Here is a 21,242-nt window from a genome sequence, read left to right as displayed (position 1 = left end):
TTTTATTTCTTGATTAACTCGACTATTGGCCGTATAATCTGCTGTCTTATCATGTTTTTTAACACTCGTATGGTGTATAGATTTTGCTTTTATGGCCATTTATATAGCGATACGAAAAACTTTAGAGGTTTATTATGAAAGAAGGTATTCATCCAGAATATACTGCAATTACAGCAACTTGTTCTTGTGGTAACGTTATTAAAACTCATTCTACTGTTGGTCATGATATTCATCTTGACGTATGTGGCGAATGTCACCCATTCTATACAGGTAAACAACGTGATGTTGCAACTGGTGGACGTGTAGATAAGTTCAAACAACGTTTTGCTATGGTTGGCGGTAAAAAATAATTTTTCGGAAAACCATGTCCCAAAATTAATAATAATAGAAAAGGCGCATAAGCGCCTTTTGTTTTTCAAAATTAGTTTTTTAGTTAATAATCAATCAAAATCGGGATTAATACCTAAATCTTGCATCATCTTTTTAGCTTGCTTAGGAATACCGTCTTCACGATCTTTTTGTAAATCATCGTCACAAGGTAAAGGTTGACCGGTATAAGCATGAAGAAAGGCTTCACACAATAATTCACTATTTGTTGCATGACGTAAATTATTGACTTGTCGGCGAGTGCGTTCATCAGTCAATATTTTTAAAACTTTCAACGGAATTGATACTGTAATTTTTTTTACTTGTTCGCTTTTTTTACCATGTTCAGCATAAGGGCTTATATATTCGCCATTCCATTCCATCATCTTGTCACCAAATTACATCACAAATAATGTGGGCAATTCTAACGTTTTTTTTATTTTTCTGCAATCTACACACCAAGATAGTTAGACGTCTAGACATGTTGACGTCCTTATTGAATGTGTTATTCTTATACAATTTGTTGTTGAAGTAAGTAAAGTATTATTTAGAGGAATATTATTATGGTTAGTCAAACCAACAATTTAAGCCAAGGAACAATAGCTGTTCGTGGTGGGATTAATACTGATGAGCAATATGGTAGTGTTGTACCTGTTATTACACCATCTACTTGTTATCGTTATGAAGAATTTGCAAAACCAAGAAAGTTTGATTATGCACGAAAAGCTAATCCTAGTCGACGATTAGTGGAAGAAACCGTTGCGAAATTAGAAGGTGGTGCAGATGCTATTTTAACAAACTGTGGTATGTCAGCAATTCATCTTATCAGTGTTGCTTTATTAGCGCCAAATGACTTAGTTGTTGCTCCTCATGATTGTTATGGCGGCAGCTATCGACTTTTTAATAGTCTAAGCCAAAAAGGCTATTTTAAAGTGAAATTTGTTGATCAGTCCGATGCAATAGCTTTACAAGAAGCACTTAATTTACATCCTAAATTAGTATTGATTGAAACACCAAGTAACCCATTACTTCGTGTTGTTGATATCAAGAAAATAGCCCAACAAGCACATGATGTTGGATCTTTGGTTTTAGTAGATAATACATTTATGACGCCAATTTTACAAAAACCGTTGGAGCTTGGTGCTGATATAGTCAGCCATTCTTGTACCAAATTTTTAAATGGGCATTCGGATTTATTAGCGGGAATTTTAGTCTTCAAAGACCAACAGCTTGCTACAGATGTTTTATGGTGGGCCAACAATATTGGTACGCTTACTTCATCATTTGATAGTTATCTTTTATTGCGTGGGTTACGAACTCTTGCTGCACGTGTTAATTTGCAACAAGAAAATGCCCAAAAAGTTGTTGAGTTTCTTGTTAATCACCCAAAAATAGCAAAAGTATTTCATCCCTCTTTACCATCTAATCTTGGGCATGATATTGCTAAAGAACAACAAAAAGGGTTTGGCTCGTTACTAAGTTTTGAACTGGTTGGAAATGCCGATGTAATGCCTAAGTTTTTAAAAGCGCTTAAAATTATTACATTAGCTCAATCACTTGGTGGCGTTGAGAGTCTTGTCTGCCACCCAGCAACAATGACACATTCAGGTATTAGTGCAGAAGCACGAAAAACAGCGGGTATTTCAGATCAGCTATTACGTATTTCAGTTGGTTTAGAAGATATTACTGATTTACTAGCTGATTTACAGCAGGCACTTGAAACAATCTAATTGAATTTTTAGATTAAAAAAGGATTGATGATATAATGCTGTAATGTTATTTCATCAACCTATTATTTGCACTTTTATTAAAGTGATGTTTTATTCTTTCTGAAATTTTCTATTTTCTTTTTTATCGCGGTAAAAATTTCATCAATTGAATGCCGTTTAGCTCTACCACAAATTTTTGCCTCTTCATTGCAGACCAAACATTGTCTTGGTTGATTTTCGAATTGAGAACGTGACAGGCTATTTTGTGTAACAATGTCAATAACATCAATATCCCACAAACGCCCTAAGGGATGATTATTTTCGACTTCAATACAATATTTTTTAAGGGTTTTAGCTGAACATTTAATTGCTATGATTGCTTCTGAACCAGTAATGTAATGGAAATGATCTTCATTGATTATTGTTATATCGTTTTGTAAAAAACAGAGATGTAAAGCTTTAATTGCTTCGTCAAAAAGATAACGGGCTCCGCTACTGTTTTTTATAGGACCAGGAATAACTATGCTTAATGATATGATTGGATATTTATAGCATGTCATTGCATGCTTTTGGTTTTCAACTCGCTTTTCCTTGGCTAGTAGCATTTGCTCAAGGGTAATAGGAGTGCCATCATCAAATTTAATTTGCATTTTTTTCATCAAATAGAAAAGTAATAGCATGACACTTTTACATGTCAGGCTATTACTATATTAATAAAGATTAAAATTAATCTTTAACTTGGCGTACGACATCAATAACAGAGCCATCACGGAAATGTACGATACCAACGATTTTATCATTAAATTCGATTGGTTTTGGTTCACCAGTTAAAGACACAGCACGTTGATAAAGCTCTTCAATGCTCATAATTGGTAAATTAGCTGCTTTTAAACGTTCAGCAATTTCTGGACGATTAGGGTTAACAGCAATACCATGGTCAGTGACTAGCACATCAACGCTCTCACCAGGAGTAACTAATGTTGTTACCTTTTTAATTACTGTTGGAATACGGCTACGAATGAGTGGCGCAACAACAATTGTTAAGTTTGCACCAGCAGCTGTATCACAGTGACCACCAGAAGCACCGCGCATTACACCGTCAGAACCAGTTAATACATTAACATTGTAATCAAGGTCGATTTCTAACGCACTTAAAATAACAATATCAAGCTCATCAACACTTGCACCTTTTGAGGCAGGATTTGCATAAACATTAGTTGAAACTTCGATATGATCTTTATTTTTACCTAAAGATTGCCCCGCAGTGCCGTCAAAACTTTGAGTATCTAATAAACGTTTAACTAATCCTTTTTCGTGAAGATCAACAATACTTGCTGTAATACCACCTAAAGCAAATGATGCAGTGATATTTTTAGCACGCATGCGATTTTCAAGGAAACGAGTTGCTGCAGTTGACGATGCACCAGAACCAGTTTGGATTGAAAAACCATCTTTAAAATAACCAGAGTGTTCAATAACATCAGCTGCATAACGAGCGATCATCAGTTCGCGTGGATTGCTAGTTATACGCGCTGCGCCCACACTAATTTTAGTTGGGTCACCCACTTCATCAACTTTAACAATATAATCAACTTGATCTTGGCGAATACTTGCTGGATGGTTAGGATATCCAACAATATCCTCAGTTAATAGTACAACTTTTTTAGCAAATTGCGCATCAACCATAGCATAACCTAGAGCACCACATTGTGATTTTCCTGATACACCATTAGCGTTACCTTGTTCATCAGCGGTTGATACAGCTAAAAATGCGATATCAATGTTAATTTCACCACTTTGGATTAGTTTTACACGTCCACCATGAGAATGGATATGGACTGGGTTTTCCATTAAACCGTGAGAAATCGCATCGGCTAATTTACCACGTAAACCAGAGGTATAAATTTTAGTAATTACACCAGATTCGATATGAGGAATTAACGCTGAGTTACAGCTTAATAAAGAACTTGAAGCTAGCGTCAAATTTTTAATGCCTAAATTACTGATAGTCTCAACAACTTTGTTGATAACCTTATCGCCTTCACGAAATGCATGGTGAAAAGAGATAGTCATTCCATCACGCAATTCACATTTTTTAATTGCTTGCTCAATAGAATCACACAATTTACGCGTGTATTTAGACTCATCTTTTAAATATGGAGTTGTTGCGTTAGCATCAACAAAAGGCTTAATATTCTTGAGATCAGGGTGCTGTTTAAGCAAATCATCAATTTTTTTGTTTATAGAAGTAGTCATTTTTCAATCCTATCAAATTTCTTTACGTACACCAGAATACTTAGCCAACTCGATAACTTTTCTAGCTCGAGCAATAATCGGTGCATCAATCATTTTGCCATTTAGAGAAATAACGCCAAGGCCTTTTCTTTCTCCTTCTTCTGCTGCTTCAACTACTTTTTGAGCATGTTCAACTTCAGCTGCTGTTGGAGCATAAGCATTGTGGAGCAGGTCAATTTGTCTAGGATTAATGAGCGATTTACCGTTGTAACCTAATTTTTTGATTAAGCTGACTTCTTTCAAGAAACCTTCATCATCATTAACATTAGAGTAAACAACGTCAAAAGCATCAATTTTAGCCACACGTGCTGCATGCAATACTGCACAGCGAGCATAGAATAATTCTGTACCATCGCCACGTTCAGTTTGCATATCAACAAGATAGTCAAATGCAGCTAGCGCAATACCGATTAAACGTGGAGAAGATTTAGCGATAGAAACGGCATTAACAACACCTTGAGCAGATTCGATTGCAGCCATTAATTTAGTGCTACCAACTTCACGCCCACACTCTTTTTCGATTCTTTCAACATGAGCTTCTAACTCATGAATATCTTCAGCACAGTTAGTCATAGGTAAACGTACTACATCAACACCCGCTCGTACAACTGCTTCAAGATCTTTTAAACCAAATGGAGTATCAAGTGCGTTGATTCGTACTACTGTTTCAATCCCGTGCTCTTTATAAACAGGAAGAAGTAAAGTTTGTGCAACTAATAAACGTGCTGAATCTTTTTCCTTAATTGAAACGGCATCTTCAAGATCGAACATGATTGAATCAGGCTTATAAACAAACGAAGTTGATAACATAGCGGCGTTTGCACCTGGAAGAAATAGCATACTTCGACGTAATTTTTTCATAGTAATTTACTCCAATCTAAGTTTTCTTCTTCTGCGCCACGTAAAACTGCACATTGAACTCTAGCTTTAATAGCGCAATCAAGTGCACCTTTATCATCAATAATGATTAAACCGTCGGTTACATTAAGCTCATTTAAAGTTTGATTAACAACCGCACGGATTTGATCGCCAAATTGTTTATTAACATCACTATTAATAACAATTTCAATTCCCGTGTTTGGCATGACTTTGACTAACAAATCGCTAGATTCAAGAGTCCCCGCCATGGCTTCTTTTTGTATTTTCATTTTTTTACCTTTTAAAACGTATTAAATTTTAAATTTATCCAAATTAGCTGAAAGGTAATCCCATGTAGTAGATGGAACTAGTTTTTTTACCTCTTCATACTGCCCTGATGCCAATAATTTTCTTACTAATGAAGCTGATACAATAGTATCACCTTCGGTTATTCGTTGAACTTCAACAAAGGTAATTGCGGAGTGATTACTAACTGCTTTATCTTCAAGCCAATAAGACATCGCTTCATTATAAGCCTTCGTTACTTCGTCATAGGGTTCAGTTCCAACAAATCGATAGTTAATATTAAGCGCTGGAGCAATATAATTTCGGAATATAAGCAGATCGATACCCATATAGGCCTGATCGATTTTTGTCTTATCTTTTAGAAAATAAGTTGGAAATGTTGCTCTTGAAATAATATAAGGAGAACTTGCATGTACCGTCACATTTTGTATCTGTTTAGTACCATCTTTAACTAACTTCAAACGTGTATCAAATGAAAATAGCGATGCATTTTCATTGACAACAAAAACATGCAACCAATCACATTGACTTGCAGCATATTGAATAAGATATTGATGGCCTTTAGTGAAAGGATTAGCATTCATAACAATGCTACCAATTTTGCTCCCTTCTTTTTGTTGCGTGCTTAGTTGTTTACAATATTGCCTTATTCCAACTGGATTGTTTTCCATTAGGACAACAAGATCTGTTATTTCAACAATAGGATAAAACCCACATCCCTTAAAAAAATCTATATTTTCGGGTTTTGTATATAGAAAAAGATGAAAATAGCCGTTTTCATTGGCATATTTTATTGCATGATCCATCAAGGTTAGATTTAGTTGATTGCCACGATAATTAGGATCAATAGCAACACATTTAATAATATTGCGATCAATACCTGCACAAGCAATAATTTGTTCATTGATTTTAGCTACCATAAAAACAGTAACTTGTGAATCCAGATCAAGATCAGAGCGAGATAGCAACTGTTTAACTTCTTTATAATCTTGTTCTGCTTTAGAAATATCAACAACGGCATAATCAACTAAATCGTACATAAATTTACCTCTATTCAGCTACTACATAATTAGTTAGTCGACCAATTCCTGTAATTTCGACTTCAATTGTATCGCCATCTTTCATAAATACTGGAGGATTACGTTTTTTACCAACTCCACCTGGTGATCCAGTAAGAATAACATCACCTGGAGATAAACGTGTAAAAGTACTAATATAAGAAATTAATTCAGGCACAGTATGCACAAGATTTTTAACTGAATCATGTTGCATTTGCTCGCCATTTAAATAAGTAGTTAAAGATAATACTTTTGGATCAGGAATTTCATCGCTTGTTGTAATACATGGACCGAAAGCACCAGTGCTAGGCCAGTTTTTACCTGCGGTAAACCAAGTATATTGCCAGTCGCGAATAGAACCATCCATATAACAGCTATAGCCAGCTACATATGATAACGCATCTTCTTGCTTAATGCGAAAACCAGCTTTACCTATAATAATAGCTAATTCTCCTTCATAATCCAACTCATTAGTAATAGCTGGTTTAATAATGTTGGTTTTATGACCTGTTTGAGAATCAGGGAAACGAACAAAAAGCGTTGGTGCTGAACTGGTTTCATTAAATTCTGCTCGTTTTTCGGCATAGTTCATACCAACACACAAGATTTTATTTGGATTTGGAATAACGGGTAAATAAGTAATGTCTTGTTCATCAATGTCACTTGGGGCATTAAGGTAGGTTTTGGCAATAGATAGTCCTTCTTTATCGGCAAGTAGTGATTTTAAATCGGCATATTTATCACCTAATTTTTGCTTTAAATCAACAATACCGTTGTGAGTAAGAAGACCAAAACTTGCTCTACCAGAGACAAGATAACTGACAAGCTTCATGAAAACTCCTTAAAAGCTATTTTGTTAATTGTAAATATTAAATAAAAATGAACAACCTTAGTATAAACCAAGGTTGTTATTTAATATGTAAAATCTATACTAAGAAATTGCCGAGAATAAGTAATGATACTGATACATTAATTGCACCACCAATACGAGTTGCAATTTGTGCAAACGGCATAAGTTCCATACGTTCTGCAGCAGTTAAGATTGCCACGTCACCAGTTCCGCCTTGACCACTTTGACAACAAGAAATAACAGCAGCATCAACAGGATACATACCAAGTTTTTTAGCAACAAAGAAACCAGTAGTAACCAAACTAACAACTGTACAAACAATAACAATTAGGTTTGTGATTGTGAATGCATCTACAATTTTTTCCCAAGGAGTGATAGCAACACCCACCGCAAATAAAATTGGGTAAGTAACAGACGTTTGGAAAAATTTATAAACAACTTGTGACCCACTTAATACTTTAGGTGAAACACCAGATACTAATTTAACAAAAACTGCTGCAAATAGCATTCCTACTGGTGCTGGAATACCAGTCACTTTGTGACCAATCATACCAACCATATAAAGAATAGCTGCTAATAATACACCTGAAGCGAATGTAGTTACATCAATAATCGATTCAGTTTTAGCTGCTTTTTTATCAGCAACTTCATCATCTGCTGGTAATAGTCGACCGTTACCAGTTAAGTGCGGATAAGCTTTACCAATACGATTTAAAATACCACCACAAATAATACCAGTTAAACCACCTAACATTACGATTGGTAAAACACGACCAAGCGCATCACCTTGTTCCATACCTAAGATTGAAGCGTACCCGATTGAAAGTGGAATTGCACCTTCACCAACACCACCAGCCATAATAGGTAATACTAAGAAGAAAAATGTTTCAAATGGTGTTAAACCAAGTAAATAACCAACGCCGACACCAACAAGCATACCAACGATTTCACCACATACCATTGGGCCGAAGATTTTTAAGAATCCTTGGATAAGTGTTTTCTTATCCATATTCATAATACTACCCACGATGATACAACAGATATATAAATAAAGAATATGTGTATCTTTATAGAATTTTTTTGTTGCAACAACGACTGGTTCAGGAAGAATACCATAATAAACTAATGCAGAAGGAATAAAGGTTGCACAAATTGCGGCAGCTCCCATTTTTCCAACGATCGGCAAACGTTTACCAATTTCGCCACATAGAAAACCAAAAAAAGCACAAGTAACTACCATTACAACGATTTCGCTAGGTAATTTACCTGTTACTAACACTTCAGCGAAAATAAGAATACCTGCGATAATAAATAATGGAAGTGGGATAACACCAATTTTGTAGTTATCCATCAGACGCCACCAATTATATGGCCAACCTGTTAGATTTTCTGTAACAGTCTTACCCGTTGATTCTTTTCCATTAATGTTTTTCTCAGATGAGTTAAAATTCACCATTAATTTTTTTCTCCAAAATAAGTTGATTTATTCAAAATTATTGGCGGGTATATTTACAAAAAATTAATGAAATTTTTGTGATATAAATCATAAATTAACTGTGGTTTTTATGGTTTTAAAGGATATATGTTTTTTTATGCTGTGATACACTTATTTGAACTTAATTTGAAAAGAAAATACAAAAATGCGAAGAAAAATCCACTTATCATTTACCACAAAACTTTTTTTATCGCTTTTGTTTTTTTCGTTGATTGTTCTTGCGCTATTACAAAGCTATATTTGGAACACAACTGAAACAAATTTGTATCGAAGTTTGGGCGAAAAAGCGCAAATTCAAGCAAAAGAGTTATCTGTTTTACCAAGTTTAATTGAATATGTCAAAGATAAAGACACAAATAAAATAGCTAATTTAATCACAGATATATTTAAACAAAGTGATGCAAGCTATATTGTTATTGGCGATGCTAATGCTAACCGTTTATTTCATACAGCTAATAGCCCTTTACATTCCCCCATGGTAGGAGGGGATAATCAAGAGGTTCTTAACGGTAATAGTAGCATCACTATTAGTGAGGGTTCTCTTGGTCTAGCATTAAGGGGGAAAGCTCCAATTATTGAAAACGGTAAGATTATTGGTATAGTCTCGGTCGGTTATATGATTGATGGTATTTATGCATTGCATATAAAACAGTTTATACCGTTTATCATTTTTTGTTCCTTGTTATTCTTAGCATTATTTATCTTTTCATACTGTTTTTCAAAAGCAATTAAAAAACAGATGTTCAATTTAGAGCCTAAAGCAATCGCACTACTGGTAAAAAGCCAAAAGTCGATCATGGAATCGATTTTTGAAGGTGTTATCGCCATTGATCTTAATTATAAAATTATCAATATTAATCAATCTGCTCGCACAATGTTAGATATTAAGATAAATGATGACGAGTTACATAAACATGATTTAAGCGAATTTATCACCTCAAGTGACTTTATCTACAAAAAAGAAAATCAAACTGAAGACATACACGATCATATATGCTATTTCAATAACATGATTGTTATTGCCAGCCGAGTTCGAGTGGTTATTGATGATAAAATTCAAGGCTGGGTAATTACTTTTCGTAATTTTGATGATATTAATGTATTAAGTATGCAATTAACGCAAGTAACACAATATGTCGATAATTTACGCGCATTAAGGCATGAACATCTTAACTGGTTAGCAACGCTATCAGGTTTAATATATATGAAACGGTATGATGAAGCGCAATCATTTATTGCATTGCATTCTGCCGATAACCAAAGTAATTTAGACTTTATTACCAAACATTTTAATGTGCCGGCTATATGTGGTTTATTAATTGGCAAATATTCAAAAGCACACGAAATTGGCTTAAATCTAGTATTTGATCCAGCATGCCAATTAAATGCATTACCTTCACTTATCACCGAAATAGAATTTATGTCAATTTTAGGAAATTTGCTTGATAATGCTTTTAATGCTAGCTTAAAAAATGATCGTGGTGATAAAACCATTTATCTCTATCTAAGCGACGCAACAAATGAAGTTGTATTAGAGGTAACTGATCAAGGCTGTGGCATTGATGAAAATATTCGCGATTCAATTTTCGAACCTGGCGTCACATCGCAAGAAGGTAAAGAACACGGTATTGGTTTACACCTTGTTTCGACCTATATAAAAAAGGCCAATGGTTATATTACATTTGAAGATAATACCCCTTATGGAACAATTTTTTCTGTATTTATACCTAAATAATAAAAAGGCAATTATATGAATCAATTTCAAGAAGATAATATCAAAGTGCTTATTGTTGAAGATGAGCCAATTTTAGCAGAACTAAATGCAGAGTTTATTCAAAAAGATACAAAGGTTAAAGTAATTGGAATAGCTTCAACACTAGAAGAAGCTAAAATAATGGTAGAAAAACTAAAACCGACCTTAATATTACTCGATAATTATTTACCTGACGGCAAAGGAATAGAATTATTTGAATACATCATAAATAATCATCTAGATTGCTATGTTATTTTTATTACAGCCGCAAGTGATATGGATACTTGTAGTAAAGCGATTCGTTATGGCGCTTTTGACTACTTAATAAAGCCCGTATCTTACCAAAGGCTAAAACACTCGCTTGAGCGTTTTGAACTATTTTTATACCGACAAAGCCTACAAAAACATGTCAATCAACGAAAAATAGACGAACTTTTCAATTTGCAAACTAAAGATTTTGTTGATATGAACCGCCACTCCAAAGGGATTGAAGAAATCACGCTACAAAAAGTCAAAGACTTATTTATGCAAACCGATAAAGCACTCACTGTTGACGAAATAGTCGAAAAAGCCAATATTAGCAAAACGACCGCTAGGCGATATTTAGAATATTGTGTACAAATCAAATTATTAACAGTCGAACTTAATCATGGAAAAATTGGACGACCAGAAAGGCTATATAAACGTTTAGGGAAATAGTATTTTATCTGTTTCAGATAAAATACTAGCTTTGAAAACATACCTATTTGAGTTTTTTTTAGTTATTGGTACTAGTAACAAAGGAAAAAACAGCTTATATAACAACCAAATACCTATATCTACCTTATTTTGGCGTTAGAATACGCAGCAACTGAGTAAGGTAGTACGCCAAACAAGGATGTTTGGATCGGATGTTACCACCGATACTACTCATTTCCCCAAAAGGGAAAAATATTTAAAACCACTACTTCAAACAATACCACTGTCCTCTATAACTGTCTGATTTAATTAAAAAAATGAAATAAAAAACTTCAATAAAATCAATGCTCTACCTGAACGTTTTTAGAGCAAAAAATCTAACAATACCACAAGATTAATATACTTGCTTTACCATGGGGTTTAAATATGCCAATAGCTAACCGAGGTTATTCCACTAAATAGGGTGAGCTGGAATGTAGGTGTAGATATTAATAATTTCACCAAATCTCAAAATGACGGAAACATAACACCCTATTTTAATTATAAAATTAACCTATCTATAAAACCGAATCGTTTTCATCTTTACATTTCTTTACAAAAAAGTCCGCTAAAAAACTAGCCAACTATTTTTTAAACGGCTATACTCTTATTGCTATAGGAAAATAAGCGAATAATTATAAAAAATCCAAATAAAACAAAATATTACTTGACACGAGGAACGTAATGCAGTATCATTTTTGGCACAAGGCACAAGCACTGGCTAACCTACGTCTTAAATTTATCAAATAACCCTATTCGACGAGTTTTTGCACGAAACTCATTTATATCTTCGAAATTATCCATAAAATTATTTTCAAAAGTTCCATTGGTATTAGCGCTATTGTTGTTATTGCCATACTCTTTTGAATCGCAGGCATTATCGGCCACGACTTCTGAGCGCATTCATGGTACTGCGCCTTATTTAACTTTTGATGGCGGTGTTACTAAAGTGACTAAAACAGATGACTTATTAACTATTAAATTATCAAATGGACGAACATTCACACCGCAAAATAATCCTTCATCATCGACAGTGCCAATCGAGTTACCTAATATAGGGGATACTTTGGCTAATATCGATATGATAGTCCAGCCAGCTGATTCAGTGAGCTTAAATGATTTGGTGACACAGGGTAAATGGGGCGATGATGATGGTGATAATCAGGTAACGGCAATGGGGAATATATCGGTATCATTTACGGATAAAAATGGTAATACCGTTAGTCGTCGTGATGCATTAGATATTTGTAAGGCACCTTATAAGATAACATTAAGTAGTACGGGAGGTAGTTTAGCAACGCAGTATGGCGTGCCCAAAAGTAGTACTTTCAGTGAAGGTACTGCGGTGTATTATATCACTCCGCCGCCACAACCAGTTATTTGTTCGGTCAGGCCGAATTTGCTATATGGTGGTACGACTGGTATCGATTCTAACGACAATCCTAAATTTGCTGGCCCATCTAGCATATGGAGTACTACTAAGGGTTTTCTAACTCAATCTACAAGTTCATCATCTTACGATTTAAATTTCCCAACTACAGGTGCGCATAATTTATATTTTGATTTACTCATAAGTGGAGTAGATATAAATGAATTGACATGGGCACCTGTCACGCATGAGGGAATTACTGCAACAGTGGCAAATGTTGTACCTAATGATAGGTGGATTCCTAATTGGGATAAGGGAAAAGCCGTAGCTCGTGTTAGGCTAACAGGTCCAGAGGCAAGAAATCAATGGAACAACCCTAATCCTAATCGAATAGCTAAGCCAAGGTTACCAAAAACCTTTGAGTTAGTGGGAAAGGATCGTAGTAATAATGTAGTGGTAAGGTATGGATTTAAGTTAAAGCAGTGGTTTGTTAACCGAGGAAGTAAATACGATACAGTTCCTGTTCAAACAACATGGTGTAGTCGTTTGGGGTATCGTCTTTCGCAGGTAAGAGATTTAACCAATGCAGTCAGAACAGCTAGTGTTCCTATTTCTGGCGCCACGCCTTCTTCAGTTTGGAATGGTTACCAGCGTCGAATTGGAGCTGGATTTTTCACGGAGTGGGGCTACATGTCTCATTATGCTGATGCGGACTTCGCCTACAGCACCCACTCCCACTATGGTTACTGGATGAGTGATGCCATATCTAACAGTCAGTTTTATGTCTACTCCGACACAGGCTATATCAATAGCAATAACATGGGTGCCACCTTCGGCTATTATGCTGTTTGCACCACACCTTAGTTTTTAGCGTTTAGTCCTTAATCCTTAGGGCGAAGGGGCGATTCTGGTACAAATAGAGGTAATCTAACAAAGAATCCAGCCCCCGCTCAGTTGGACGCTGAGCAGGTATGACTGCATTAATGACTGAAAGTCAAAAAATGCTCCCGACCGACTACGCATAGGCATGGTTGGCATTAAAAGGGTAAGTTTTAAATGTAATTTGTTCGGTAATGTTTCGGATGTTGACTCTAGCGTTATTTATTTTCCCAAAGGTTAAAACGTCCGAAACTTAACCTCATCCACATAGACTTTACTTAAATACAAAATCCCCAAAAACGGACTATAATTATTTAATTCCATTAAAAAATAACCAATAAAAATTTAATAAAATCAATTTAATATCTAAGCTGTTTTATAGAAAAATATTTCGATTTTTCACAACACCTAAAGGTTAATATAGTCATTAATCTAGCATTAGAATGAGCCCAGAGCTGATAAAGGCTGTAGCAAAAATAGTCAGTTAGAGTGTTGATTTTATTTGTATTTTTTGCAAAAACAAATAATTTATAATTAGTTATTTCCATAAATGATTATTTATTATAATTAAACTTGACAAAGCATGAGCAACTGTTGATAATAGCGCCGTTTTTTTAACCTGAATTTTTTGTTATAGCGAGGTGGCAAAATGCCTGTAGTTAACACTTTATCTTAATGCCGACTTGGTATCTTCTATCATATTGTCTTTTGCTTAGTATTATCTAAGCCCTTTCGTTGCAATTCAATCTATAGATTTTTGCCTTGTCGGTTTTCCCTTATTTTTTTGGAGGAAACATTATGACAATGGAATCTTATATTCAAAATTTAGAATTAATTAAATATCCACGAACACCGCACCTAGAAAGCTCACGCCTACAGGTTGGTGATAGTGAACATGGACAACGTCCTTATAAGCAATTAGCTGGTCAATATATTGTTATTGAAGAAAAACTTGATGGAGCAAACTGTGCTATCAGTTTTTCAGCTAGTGGTGAGCTGTTGCTTCAATCTCGAGGACATTACTTAATAGGTGGTTCACGAGAACGCCAATTTAACCTTTTAAAGCATTGGGCTTGCGTGCATGAATATTGGTTACTTGAGCGTTTAGAAGATCGCTATATTCTTTATGGTGAATGGTTACACAAAAAACATGCTATTTTTTATGATGCTTTACCGCACTATTTTTGCGAGTTTGATATTTGGGATAGACAACAAAACTGTTTTTTATCTACCCTAAAGCGACATCAATTATTAGCTGGTGGTCCTGTTTTATCGGTGCCTGTGTTGTTTGCAGGGATTGCACCTTCTAAATTGAGCGATTTATTGGCGTTAGTCAAACCATCTTTGGCTAAAACCGCTAATTGGCGTACTTGCTTTGAACAAATCGTGATGCGTGAAAAGCTTGACTTAAGCAAAGCTTGGCAACAATGCGATAACTCTGACTTGATGGAAGGGTTATATCTTAAAATCGAATCGGAAGAACAAACCATTGATCGATTAAAATGGGTTAGGCAGGATTTTGTTCAGGCGATTTTAGATGCAGGGCAACATCATAGTGAACAGCCTTTTATTCCAAACCAATTGGCTCAAGGTGTTGAGTTATATACACCTCAATTAACAGTGAATTGGAATAATGGATGCCTAAACGGGGGTAAATTATGAATTACCAAGTACTAAAACAACAAATAGCAAGTACGTTGGCAACTGATGATTTTAGCCCATGGTTAACCTGTATTCCTGAGTTGAATAGTTTGATAATAACGCCACAAGATCCCTCGCATCATGGAGAGGGGAACGTTTGGGTTCATACGCAAATGGTTGTGCGTGCATTATTAACGCAAGAAGAGTTTACCAACGCAACAGAAGATGAGCAGTTTGTATTATTTATGACTGCTTTATTACATGATATCGCTAAGCCAGAAACCACCGTCATAGATGAGTTGACAGGTAAAATTACACAACCAAGGCATTCCAAAAAAGGCGAGATCCGTAGTCGTATATTATTATGGCGAATGGGGGTGCCATTTGATTTGCGGGAACAAATCTGCCGAATTATTAGTGTACATCAAGTGCCTTTTTTTGCTTTAAGTGATGGCGTAAGAAATAAATCACCCGAATATTTAATTCACCGCTTATCGTGGCAATTGCCTATTTGGATGTTGTGTTTGCAAGCTAAAGCAGATATGGAAGGTCGTATTTGTGCTGATAAACGCCGAGCGCTTGATGAAGTTGAACTCTTTAGGCAATTGGCACTTGAAGAAGGGTGTTTATATCAACCTCGCCAATTTGTTGATGATTATACTCGTATCGAATATTTTCGAGGTAGTAATGTATTACCCGATTATGCATTATATCCTCAAGAAGGATCTAAGGTGATTATGCTAGCTGGTTTACCTGCATCGGGTAAAAATAGTTGGGTGAGTAAACATTATCCAACATGGGATGTTGCTTCTTATGATGATGCTAGATCTGAGCTAAAACTAAAGCACGGTGAAAACGAAGGGCTGGTTATTCAGTTTGTGTTAGCAAAGGTTAAACAGTGGTTAAGAACAAAACAACCTTTTATTTGGAATGCGACCCACTTATCGCAAGAAATGCGTCAAAAAGCACTCGATTTGCTTTATGCTTATCATGCGAATGTGGAAATTGTCTATCTTGAACAACCAGAAAAAGAGTTGTATCGCCGTAATTCGGCACGAGATACTACGTTGCCAAATAAAGCAATTCAGCGGTTATTAAATAAATGGGAAGTTCCATTACCGACTGAAGCACATAAGGTGAGTTATTTTATTAATCAATAATTATTACTCATCTTTGGTTATATTAATTGGGGCCGATATTAAAGCCCCAAAATTAATTGGAGAATAGTGTTAAATATTAAATTCTGTTATTTTTAATTACTTTTTATATCAATAAATCTTATCTTTTTATTGTCTTGTTTTATCCATTATATTGAGACAAAAACCAAGTAATCGCAATTAAATCCGCCGATCCGCCAGGGCTTAAATTACGTTTTATTAATTCACTGTCAAGATGATATAAATTTTCTCGTACTTTGGGATTGATTACCCCACCTTGTTTGATGAGTTTTTTCGATTGTTCTTGGACAAAGGTCAAGCCATCAAGTCCACCTCGTGAAACTACATTAGTGTCTTGATTAAAAGCAAGTAAATGTAACATCGCTTGTAATAAGCAAGTTTCTTCATCATAGCCGTTCTTTTGCATTTGTTGAAAGATAGGCAGTGAGATATTTCTAACTGTTGCATAACCTGATTCTGCTTCTCCTCTTGCTCCTGTAAGGTTATGGAGTTTAAATAGCTTTTCACCAACAGAATTTGTTAGATTATTTTGTTTTAGCTCGCTTTGAACAATGCCTTGGCAAATGGATGAAACTTCGTTACAAATGCTTTGTATATTGATTGGTAAGTTTAATTGCTCTAACTTGCCAATAGCGCCGAGCAGCAAACCAAAGGCAAATATCCCGCCTTTATGAGTATTAACTTGATTGGTGGCTTTAAACATCGCTTGTTCGCAATTAATACCAATTGGTCTAATGCCAGCTAAAAAAAGTTGATTTTTATGCAAAGCTGATGTTTTACCATATTGGTAAAAACGTTCAAACCAGACACAAATAGCACTAATACTTTGAATAAAGGTCTGGAAATCCATATCACGATGTGCTCCACTATTATTCATATCAACTAATCCGGGTTTTGGTGATAAGCAAATTTCTTTGATTAATGCTTTAGTTGCTAATTGCGCAGGTAAACATCGGTTAGGGTCATTATTGAGTTGTAATTCTAATAATGCTACTTGCTGAGAATAATCACTCATTACTATTGGTTACCTATAGGGATTCGATTTAATTAATTTGCATGATGCTATGATGTAAACACCAAGCCACTCTTTTAAATGGATTGGTGTGTGATAAAACTAATAATCGTTATGTGTTGATACAGCTAGTACTTCCCGATTTCCATTATGGCTTGGGGCGCTAATAATGCCTTCTACTTCCATTTGTTCGACAATTCGGGCTGCTCGGTTGTAGCCAATTCTAAATTTTCGTTGTACGCTAGAGATAGAAGCTCTTCGTGTTTCTATGACAAAAGCAACAACTTGGTCAAATAATGGATCGAGTTCTTCATCTGACGAGTTGGAATTGCCATTTTCGCTATCATCGGTCGCAACTGTGACATTTTCAACGTATTTTGGTGTGCCACGTGCTTTCCAATCTTGCACAACGGCGTGCACTTCTTCATCACGCACAAATGCACCGTGAACACGAATTGGAATGGAGCTATTAGGGGCTAAATAAAGCATATCTCCCATACCAAGTAATGATTCTGCTCCCATTTGATCTAAAATAGTGCGAGAATCAATTTTGCTTGATACTGTAAAAGCGATACGAGTTGGTATATTCGCTTTGATTAAGCCCGTAATGACATCCACCGATGGACGTTGTGTGGCTAAGACTAGATGAATACCTGCTGCTCGCGCTTTTTGAGCAAGCCGTGCAATTAGTTCTTCGACTTTTTTACCGACAGCCATAATCAAATCAGCAAACTCATCGACCATGACCACAATATAGGGTAATTTTTCGAGTGTCGGCATATTAAGATCCATACTATCAGTTGGTTTCCAAAGTGGATCGGGAATTGGTCTGCCCATTTGTTCTGCTAGTTTTATTTTTTCGTTATAACCAGCAATATTACGCACACCTAATGCTGACATTAGACGATAGCGTCGTTCCATTTCGTTAACACACCAATTTAATGCATTAGCGGCATCTTTCATATCAGTAACCACTTGTGTTAATAAATGTGGTATTCCTTCATAAATAGATAACTCTAGCATTTTGGGGTCAATCATAATAAACCTGACATCTTCAGGTTGCGATTTATATAAAATGCTTAAAATCATCGCATTAACACCAACTGATTTACCCGAGCCAGTAGTACCAGCAACAAGTAAATGAGGCATTTTAGCAAGATCAGCAACCACTGATTGCCCAGCAATATCTTTCCCTAATACGACAGTTAACGGCGATTGAGCATCTTTAAATTGAGGGCTGTCTAAGACTTCTCTAAAATAGACTGTTTGACGATTTTTATTGGGCAATTCAATACCTACATAAGGTTTTCCCGGAATAACTTCAACTACACGAACCGATGGCATTGATAATGATCGTGCTAAGTCACGATCTAGCGTTGAAATTCGTGCCGCTTTGATACCCGGTGCAAGTTCAATTTCAAATCGAGTAATCACAGGTCCCGGTAAATAATCAACCACTTTTGCCTTCACTCGATAATCCGATAAACTTTTTTCAATCAGTTCCGACATTGCGTTTAAGGCACCATGATCGACTTCGATTCGAGCTGTTGGTGGCGCAGTTAATAAGTTCAGTGACGGTAGTGGTGTAGTCGGTTTAGGTAACGGTTTATCATTACGTCTTAATAACGGATGAATTAAGCTATCTTCGTCATTTTCATTGAAATGATTATGTTGAATATCTTCAACACGATCTTCTTCAGGATAGATATCGTCAATAATTGGATTTGCTTTTTTTAGAGCTTCAGTGTCAACATATTCTAGTTGCTCTACGTCTGCTTTCACTTCTTTTATTTCAGTTTCAGTCTTTGTATCTGTTATGTTTTGTGTATCTTCTATAGATGCAGTGTCTTTTGTACTTGTAATAACCTGTGGTTCTTGAATAAATGGTTGTTTGGTTTCAGTTGTTTCTATAGCTGAAAGGTTGATGGATGATTCAAACGGTGTTTGTTCATTAGTAAAATTAATTTTGGGTTCGTTGTGTACTGATGTAAACAGTGGTTTACTTGGTGCATCTGAAATTGTGTATTTTTCTGGTTCATCGAATGGTAGTTTTTCTTCTGATTTTTGTGTTTGTATTACCTGTTTTATTTGTTCTATTGATGAAGACAAGGTTTGCTCTTGCTCTGGAGTAGCTTTGTTTCCATTCATGTTTTGAATAATTGATTCAAGGCGAGATAAAATCTCGTTAGGATCGAGCTCTTTATTTGGTGGATTATCACTTGTTAGGGGCGCTGTTGTTGACTGCGGTACTTGAGTATCTTTGTGGGATGAATTGATTAATTCATCGGTTGTTTTTATTGAGATTGTTTTATCGTCAGCCGATATGATGGTATTTGCAGTCTGATTTTGAGTTGTTTCAACACTAGAGATAGTATTTGATGTTGGAATGATATTGATATCATCATCTGATTTTTTATCTAGTTTTGTATCAAAAGGTATTGTAAATTGAGGATCTTTTATTTCCTCATCAGTCTGCGCTATTGGTTTTTCATTTTGTGGATCTGGTTGTTTAAGTTTATTGGCTGTGCGAGGCTTAATTAACCATCTGATCGGTAGTAGTAAAATCATGACAAAAGCACCTAATTTTTCAATTAGATTCAACCATGATAATCCAGTTAATAATGTGACACAGGCCAAGCAAGTTCCAAGAAGAATTAAGGATAAAGTAATGCTATCTATAATTGGTAAAAGGCTTTCGATGACTATCGCACCTAAATAACCGCCTGCTTCAAATTGTTCAGAATCAGCAATATTTAAAGTAAAAAATCCTGTAGCACTAAATATAAATGCTAACACACCAATAATCCGAAATGAAAGACTAAAGTAGTTTATAGGATCATTAGCATGTTTATAAAAATAAACGATTGACTGTAAACAAATAAAAATAGCGATAAAAGGTAGGCTATAAGCAATAAAGCCTAAAAATTGAAACAGAACGTCACAGATGTATGCACCAACATAACCACCAAAATTACTAATAGGATAGTGCCAAGCCGTACGAGACCAACCGGGATCGGATGGATCGTAACTGAACTGCGATAGAAATAAACAAACAGATAAAACTATTATTGTTAGTAGAATCAATTGAGTGATGATCTGTTTTTTTGTAATTTTGGGCTTTTTCAAACAAGTACCTAAAAACTATTGCTATTAAAATAGCTGGCATTTTATCATAAATTGTGCTTGCTCACAGAGCCAATACTGTTTAAAACGCAATTTATTGTTGGGTTATTATGCAACAGGAAGTAGGCTAGTTTTAAATCTTATACCATTTTTTACATATCGTTGTGCATTAGTGATATTTGCTGTAATTTCAGCTTTAGTTAATTTGCGGATAATTTTTGCGGGTGATCCCATAATTAAACAACCTTCTTCATAAGGTATGGTATGTGTTACTAACGAGTTGGCGCCAACAAGGCAATTTTTTGCAATTTTGGCATTGTTTAATATAGTACTACCCATACCAATTAATACATTATCTTCAATGGTGCAACTATGTAGGATAACATTATGCCCAATAGTGACATTCTCGCCAATAATGCAAGGGATATCTGTTTCAATATGGATGGTAGTGTTATCTTGCACATTGCTATTTTTACCAATATGTATGGGAGCAATATCACCGCGTAAAACAGCGTTGAACCAAATAGAAACACCCTCTTGTAAAACGACATCACCAATGATATCAGCAGATTTTGCGATAAAACAATTTTGATGAATTTGTGGATGTAAATCACCTAGTTGATAGATCATAAT

General features: G+C 35.3%; 16 protein-coding genes and 3 pseudogenes. 7 read left to right on the top strand and 12 right to left on the bottom strand.

Annotation, left to right across the window (positions count from 1 at the left end):
* Positions 1–134: 134 nt before the first annotated feature.
* Positions 135–350, top strand: a complete 216-nt coding sequence (gene rpmE, locus J6569_RS01170) for a 50S ribosomal protein L31 (protein ID WP_034914396.1) — start codon at positions 135–137, stop codon at positions 348–350.
* Positions 351–440: 90 nt separating this feature from the next.
* Here rpmE and metJ read toward each other — a convergent pair whose 3' ends face one another.
* Positions 441–752, bottom strand: coding sequence for a met regulon transcriptional regulator MetJ (gene metJ / locus J6569_RS01165; RefSeq protein WP_034914400.1), 312 nt, complete (start codon positions 750–752; stop codon positions 441–443).
* A gap of 177 nt (positions 753–929) precedes the next feature.
* Here metJ and metB point away from each other — a divergent pair, with 177 nt between their 5' ends.
* Positions 930–2,096, top strand: coding sequence for a cystathionine gamma-synthase (metB, locus tag J6569_RS01160; RefSeq protein ID WP_174798671.1), 1,167 nt, complete (start codon positions 930–932; stop codon positions 2,094–2,096).
* 77 nt (positions 2,097–2,173) lie between these two features.
* Here the strand turns inward: metB and citX are convergent, their stop codons facing one another.
* The 7 genes and pseudogenes from citX to J6569_RS01125 all read right to left on the bottom strand — a co-directional run.
* A complete protein-coding gene (gene citX / locus J6569_RS01155; RefSeq protein ID WP_065589422.1) occupies positions 2,174–2,725 on the bottom strand; it encodes a citrate lyase holo-[acyl-carrier protein] synthase in 552 nt (183 codons plus the stop codon).
* Positions 2,726–2,801: 76 nt separating this feature from the next.
* Positions 2,802–4,331: a citrate lyase subunit alpha gene (gene citF / locus J6569_RS01150; RefSeq protein ID WP_065589423.1), complete on the bottom strand. Its 1,530-nt coding sequence runs from the start codon at positions 4,329–4,331 to the stop codon at positions 2,802–2,804.
* Positions 4,332–4,343: 12 nt separating this feature from the next.
* The gene (citE, locus tag J6569_RS01145) at positions 4,344–5,231 is read right to left on the bottom strand and encodes a citrate (pro-3S)-lyase subunit beta (protein ID WP_034914409.1); all 888 of its coding nucleotides are present in this window, start codon (positions 5,229–5,231) and stop codon (positions 4,344–4,346) included.
* The gene (citD, locus tag J6569_RS01140; protein WP_065589424.1) at positions 5,228–5,518 is read right to left on the bottom strand and encodes a citrate lyase acyl carrier protein; all 291 of its coding nucleotides are present in this window, start codon (positions 5,516–5,518) and stop codon (positions 5,228–5,230) included. The genes citE and citD overlap by 4 nt, the downstream gene beginning before the upstream one ends.
* A 21-nt stretch (positions 5,519–5,539) precedes the next feature.
* Positions 5,540–6,574 carry a [citrate (pro-3S)-lyase] ligase gene (citC, locus tag J6569_RS01135; RefSeq protein WP_065589425.1) on the bottom strand — a complete coding sequence of 345 codons (1,035 nt, stop codon included), beginning with the start codon at positions 6,572–6,574 and terminating at the stop codon, positions 5,540–5,542.
* Between the two features lie 10 nt (positions 6,575–6,584).
* On the bottom strand, positions 6,585–7,424 hold the full coding sequence (locus J6569_RS01130) for a fumarylacetoacetate hydrolase family protein (protein ID WP_065589426.1): 840 nt from the start codon (positions 7,422–7,424) through the stop codon (positions 6,585–6,587).
* Positions 7,425–7,518: 94 nt separating this feature from the next.
* Positions 7,519–8,805: pseudogene (locus tag J6569_RS01125) on the bottom strand (2-hydroxycarboxylate transporter family protein); the annotation flags it as partial.
* Positions 8,806–9,082: 277 nt separating this feature from the next.
* Here J6569_RS01125 and J6569_RS01120 point away from each other — a divergent pair.
* From J6569_RS01120 to J6569_RS01100, 5 genes are all read left to right on the top strand, one after another.
* Positions 9,083–10,672: a sensor histidine kinase gene (locus tag J6569_RS01120; protein WP_174798669.1), complete on the top strand. Its 1,590-nt coding sequence runs from the start codon at positions 9,083–9,085 to the stop codon at positions 10,670–10,672.
* Between the two features lie 15 nt (positions 10,673–10,687).
* Positions 10,688–11,389, top strand: coding sequence for a response regulator (locus J6569_RS01115; protein WP_034914423.1), 702 nt, complete (start codon positions 10,688–10,690; stop codon positions 11,387–11,389).
* 859 nt (positions 11,390–12,248) lie between these two features.
* A complete protein-coding gene (locus tag J6569_RS01110) occupies positions 12,249–13,640 on the top strand; it encodes a hypothetical protein (RefSeq protein ID WP_296317235.1) in 1,392 nt (463 codons plus the stop codon).
* Between the two features lie 813 nt (positions 13,641–14,453).
* Positions 14,454–15,317: an RNA ligase family protein gene (locus J6569_RS01105; RefSeq protein ID WP_296317233.1), complete on the top strand. Its 864-nt coding sequence runs from the start codon at positions 14,454–14,456 to the stop codon at positions 15,315–15,317.
* Positions 15,314–16,456, top strand: coding sequence for an AAA family ATPase (locus J6569_RS01100; RefSeq protein ID WP_296302533.1), 1,143 nt, complete (start codon positions 15,314–15,316; stop codon positions 16,454–16,456). The genes J6569_RS01105 and J6569_RS01100 overlap by 4 nt, the downstream gene beginning before the upstream one ends.
* Positions 16,457–16,595: 139 nt before the next feature.
* Here J6569_RS01100 and citG read toward each other — a convergent pair whose 3' ends face one another.
* The 4 genes and pseudogenes from citG to J6569_RS01080 form a co-directional block, all read right to left on the bottom strand.
* Positions 16,596–17,489, bottom strand: a complete 894-nt coding sequence (gene citG / locus J6569_RS01095) for a triphosphoribosyl-dephospho-CoA synthase CitG (protein WP_296302532.1) — start codon at positions 17,487–17,489, stop codon at positions 16,596–16,598.
* A 99-nt stretch (positions 17,490–17,588) separates the two neighbouring features.
* A pseudogene (locus tag J6569_RS01090) lies at positions 17,589–19,133 on the bottom strand (DNA translocase FtsK); the annotation flags it as partial.
* Between the two features lie 942 nt (positions 19,134–20,075).
* Positions 20,076–20,570, bottom strand: a pseudogene (locus J6569_RS01085) (DNA translocase FtsK 4TM domain-containing protein); the annotation flags it as partial.
* 147 nt (positions 20,571–20,717) lie between these two features.
* Positions 20,718–21,239, bottom strand: a complete 522-nt coding sequence (locus J6569_RS01080; protein ID WP_174798662.1) for a gamma carbonic anhydrase family protein — start codon at positions 21,237–21,239, stop codon at positions 20,718–20,720.
* Positions 21,240–21,242: the final 3 nt, after the last annotated feature.

Origin of the sequence: Gilliamella sp. (assembly GCF_024104075.1) — a bacterium.
Taxonomy (GTDB): domain Bacteria; phylum Pseudomonadota; class Gammaproteobacteria; order Enterobacterales; family Orbaceae; genus Gilliamella; species Gilliamella bombi.
Note: the sequence above shows the minus strand (reverse complement) of the source record. Positions and strands in the feature narration are given on the sequence as shown.

Bases quoted from the DNA above. Each gene is read 5' to 3' on its own strand.
- rpmE (WP_034914396.1), top strand. From the start codon at position 135: ATGAAAGAAGGTATTCATCCAGAATATACTGCAATTACAGCAACTTGT.
- metJ (WP_034914400.1), bottom strand. From the start codon at position 752: ATGATGGAATGGAATGGCGAATATATAAGCCCTTATGCTGAACATGGT.
- metB (WP_174798671.1), top strand. From the start codon at position 930: ATGGTTAGTCAAACCAACAATTTAAGCCAAGGAACAATAGCTGTTCGT.
- citX (WP_065589422.1), bottom strand. From the start codon at position 2,725: ATGCAAATTAAATTTGATGATGGCACTCCTATTACCCTTGAGCAAATG.
- citF (WP_065589423.1), bottom strand. From the start codon at position 4,331: ATGACTACTTCTATAAACAAAAAAATTGATGATTTGCTTAAACAGCAC.
- citE (WP_034914409.1), bottom strand. From the start codon at position 5,231: ATGAAAAAATTACGTCGAAGTATGCTATTTCTTCCAGGTGCAAACGCC.
- citD (WP_065589424.1), bottom strand. From the start codon at position 5,518: ATGAAAATACAAAAAGAAGCCATGGCGGGGACTCTTGAATCTAGCGAT.
- citC (WP_065589425.1), bottom strand. From the start codon at position 6,574: ATGTACGATTTAGTTGATTATGCCGTTGTTGATATTTCTAAAGCAGAA.
- J6569_RS01130 (WP_065589426.1), bottom strand. From the start codon at position 7,424: ATGAAGCTTGTCAGTTATCTTGTCTCTGGTAGAGCAAGTTTTGGTCTT.
- J6569_RS01120 (WP_174798669.1), top strand. From the start codon at position 9,083: ATGCGAAGAAAAATCCACTTATCATTTACCACAAAACTTTTTTTATCG.
- J6569_RS01115 (WP_034914423.1), top strand. From the start codon at position 10,688: ATGAATCAATTTCAAGAAGATAATATCAAAGTGCTTATTGTTGAAGAT.
- J6569_RS01105 (WP_296317233.1), top strand. From the start codon at position 14,454: ATGACAATGGAATCTTATATTCAAAATTTAGAATTAATTAAATATCCA.
- J6569_RS01100 (WP_296302533.1), top strand. From the start codon at position 15,314: ATGAATTACCAAGTACTAAAACAACAAATAGCAAGTACGTTGGCAACT.
- citG (WP_296302532.1), bottom strand. From the start codon at position 17,489: ATGAGTGATTATTCTCAGCAAGTAGCATTATTAGAATTACAACTCAAT.
- J6569_RS01080 (WP_174798662.1), bottom strand. From the start codon at position 21,239: ATGATCTATCAACTAGGTGATTTACATCCACAAATTCATCAAAATTGT.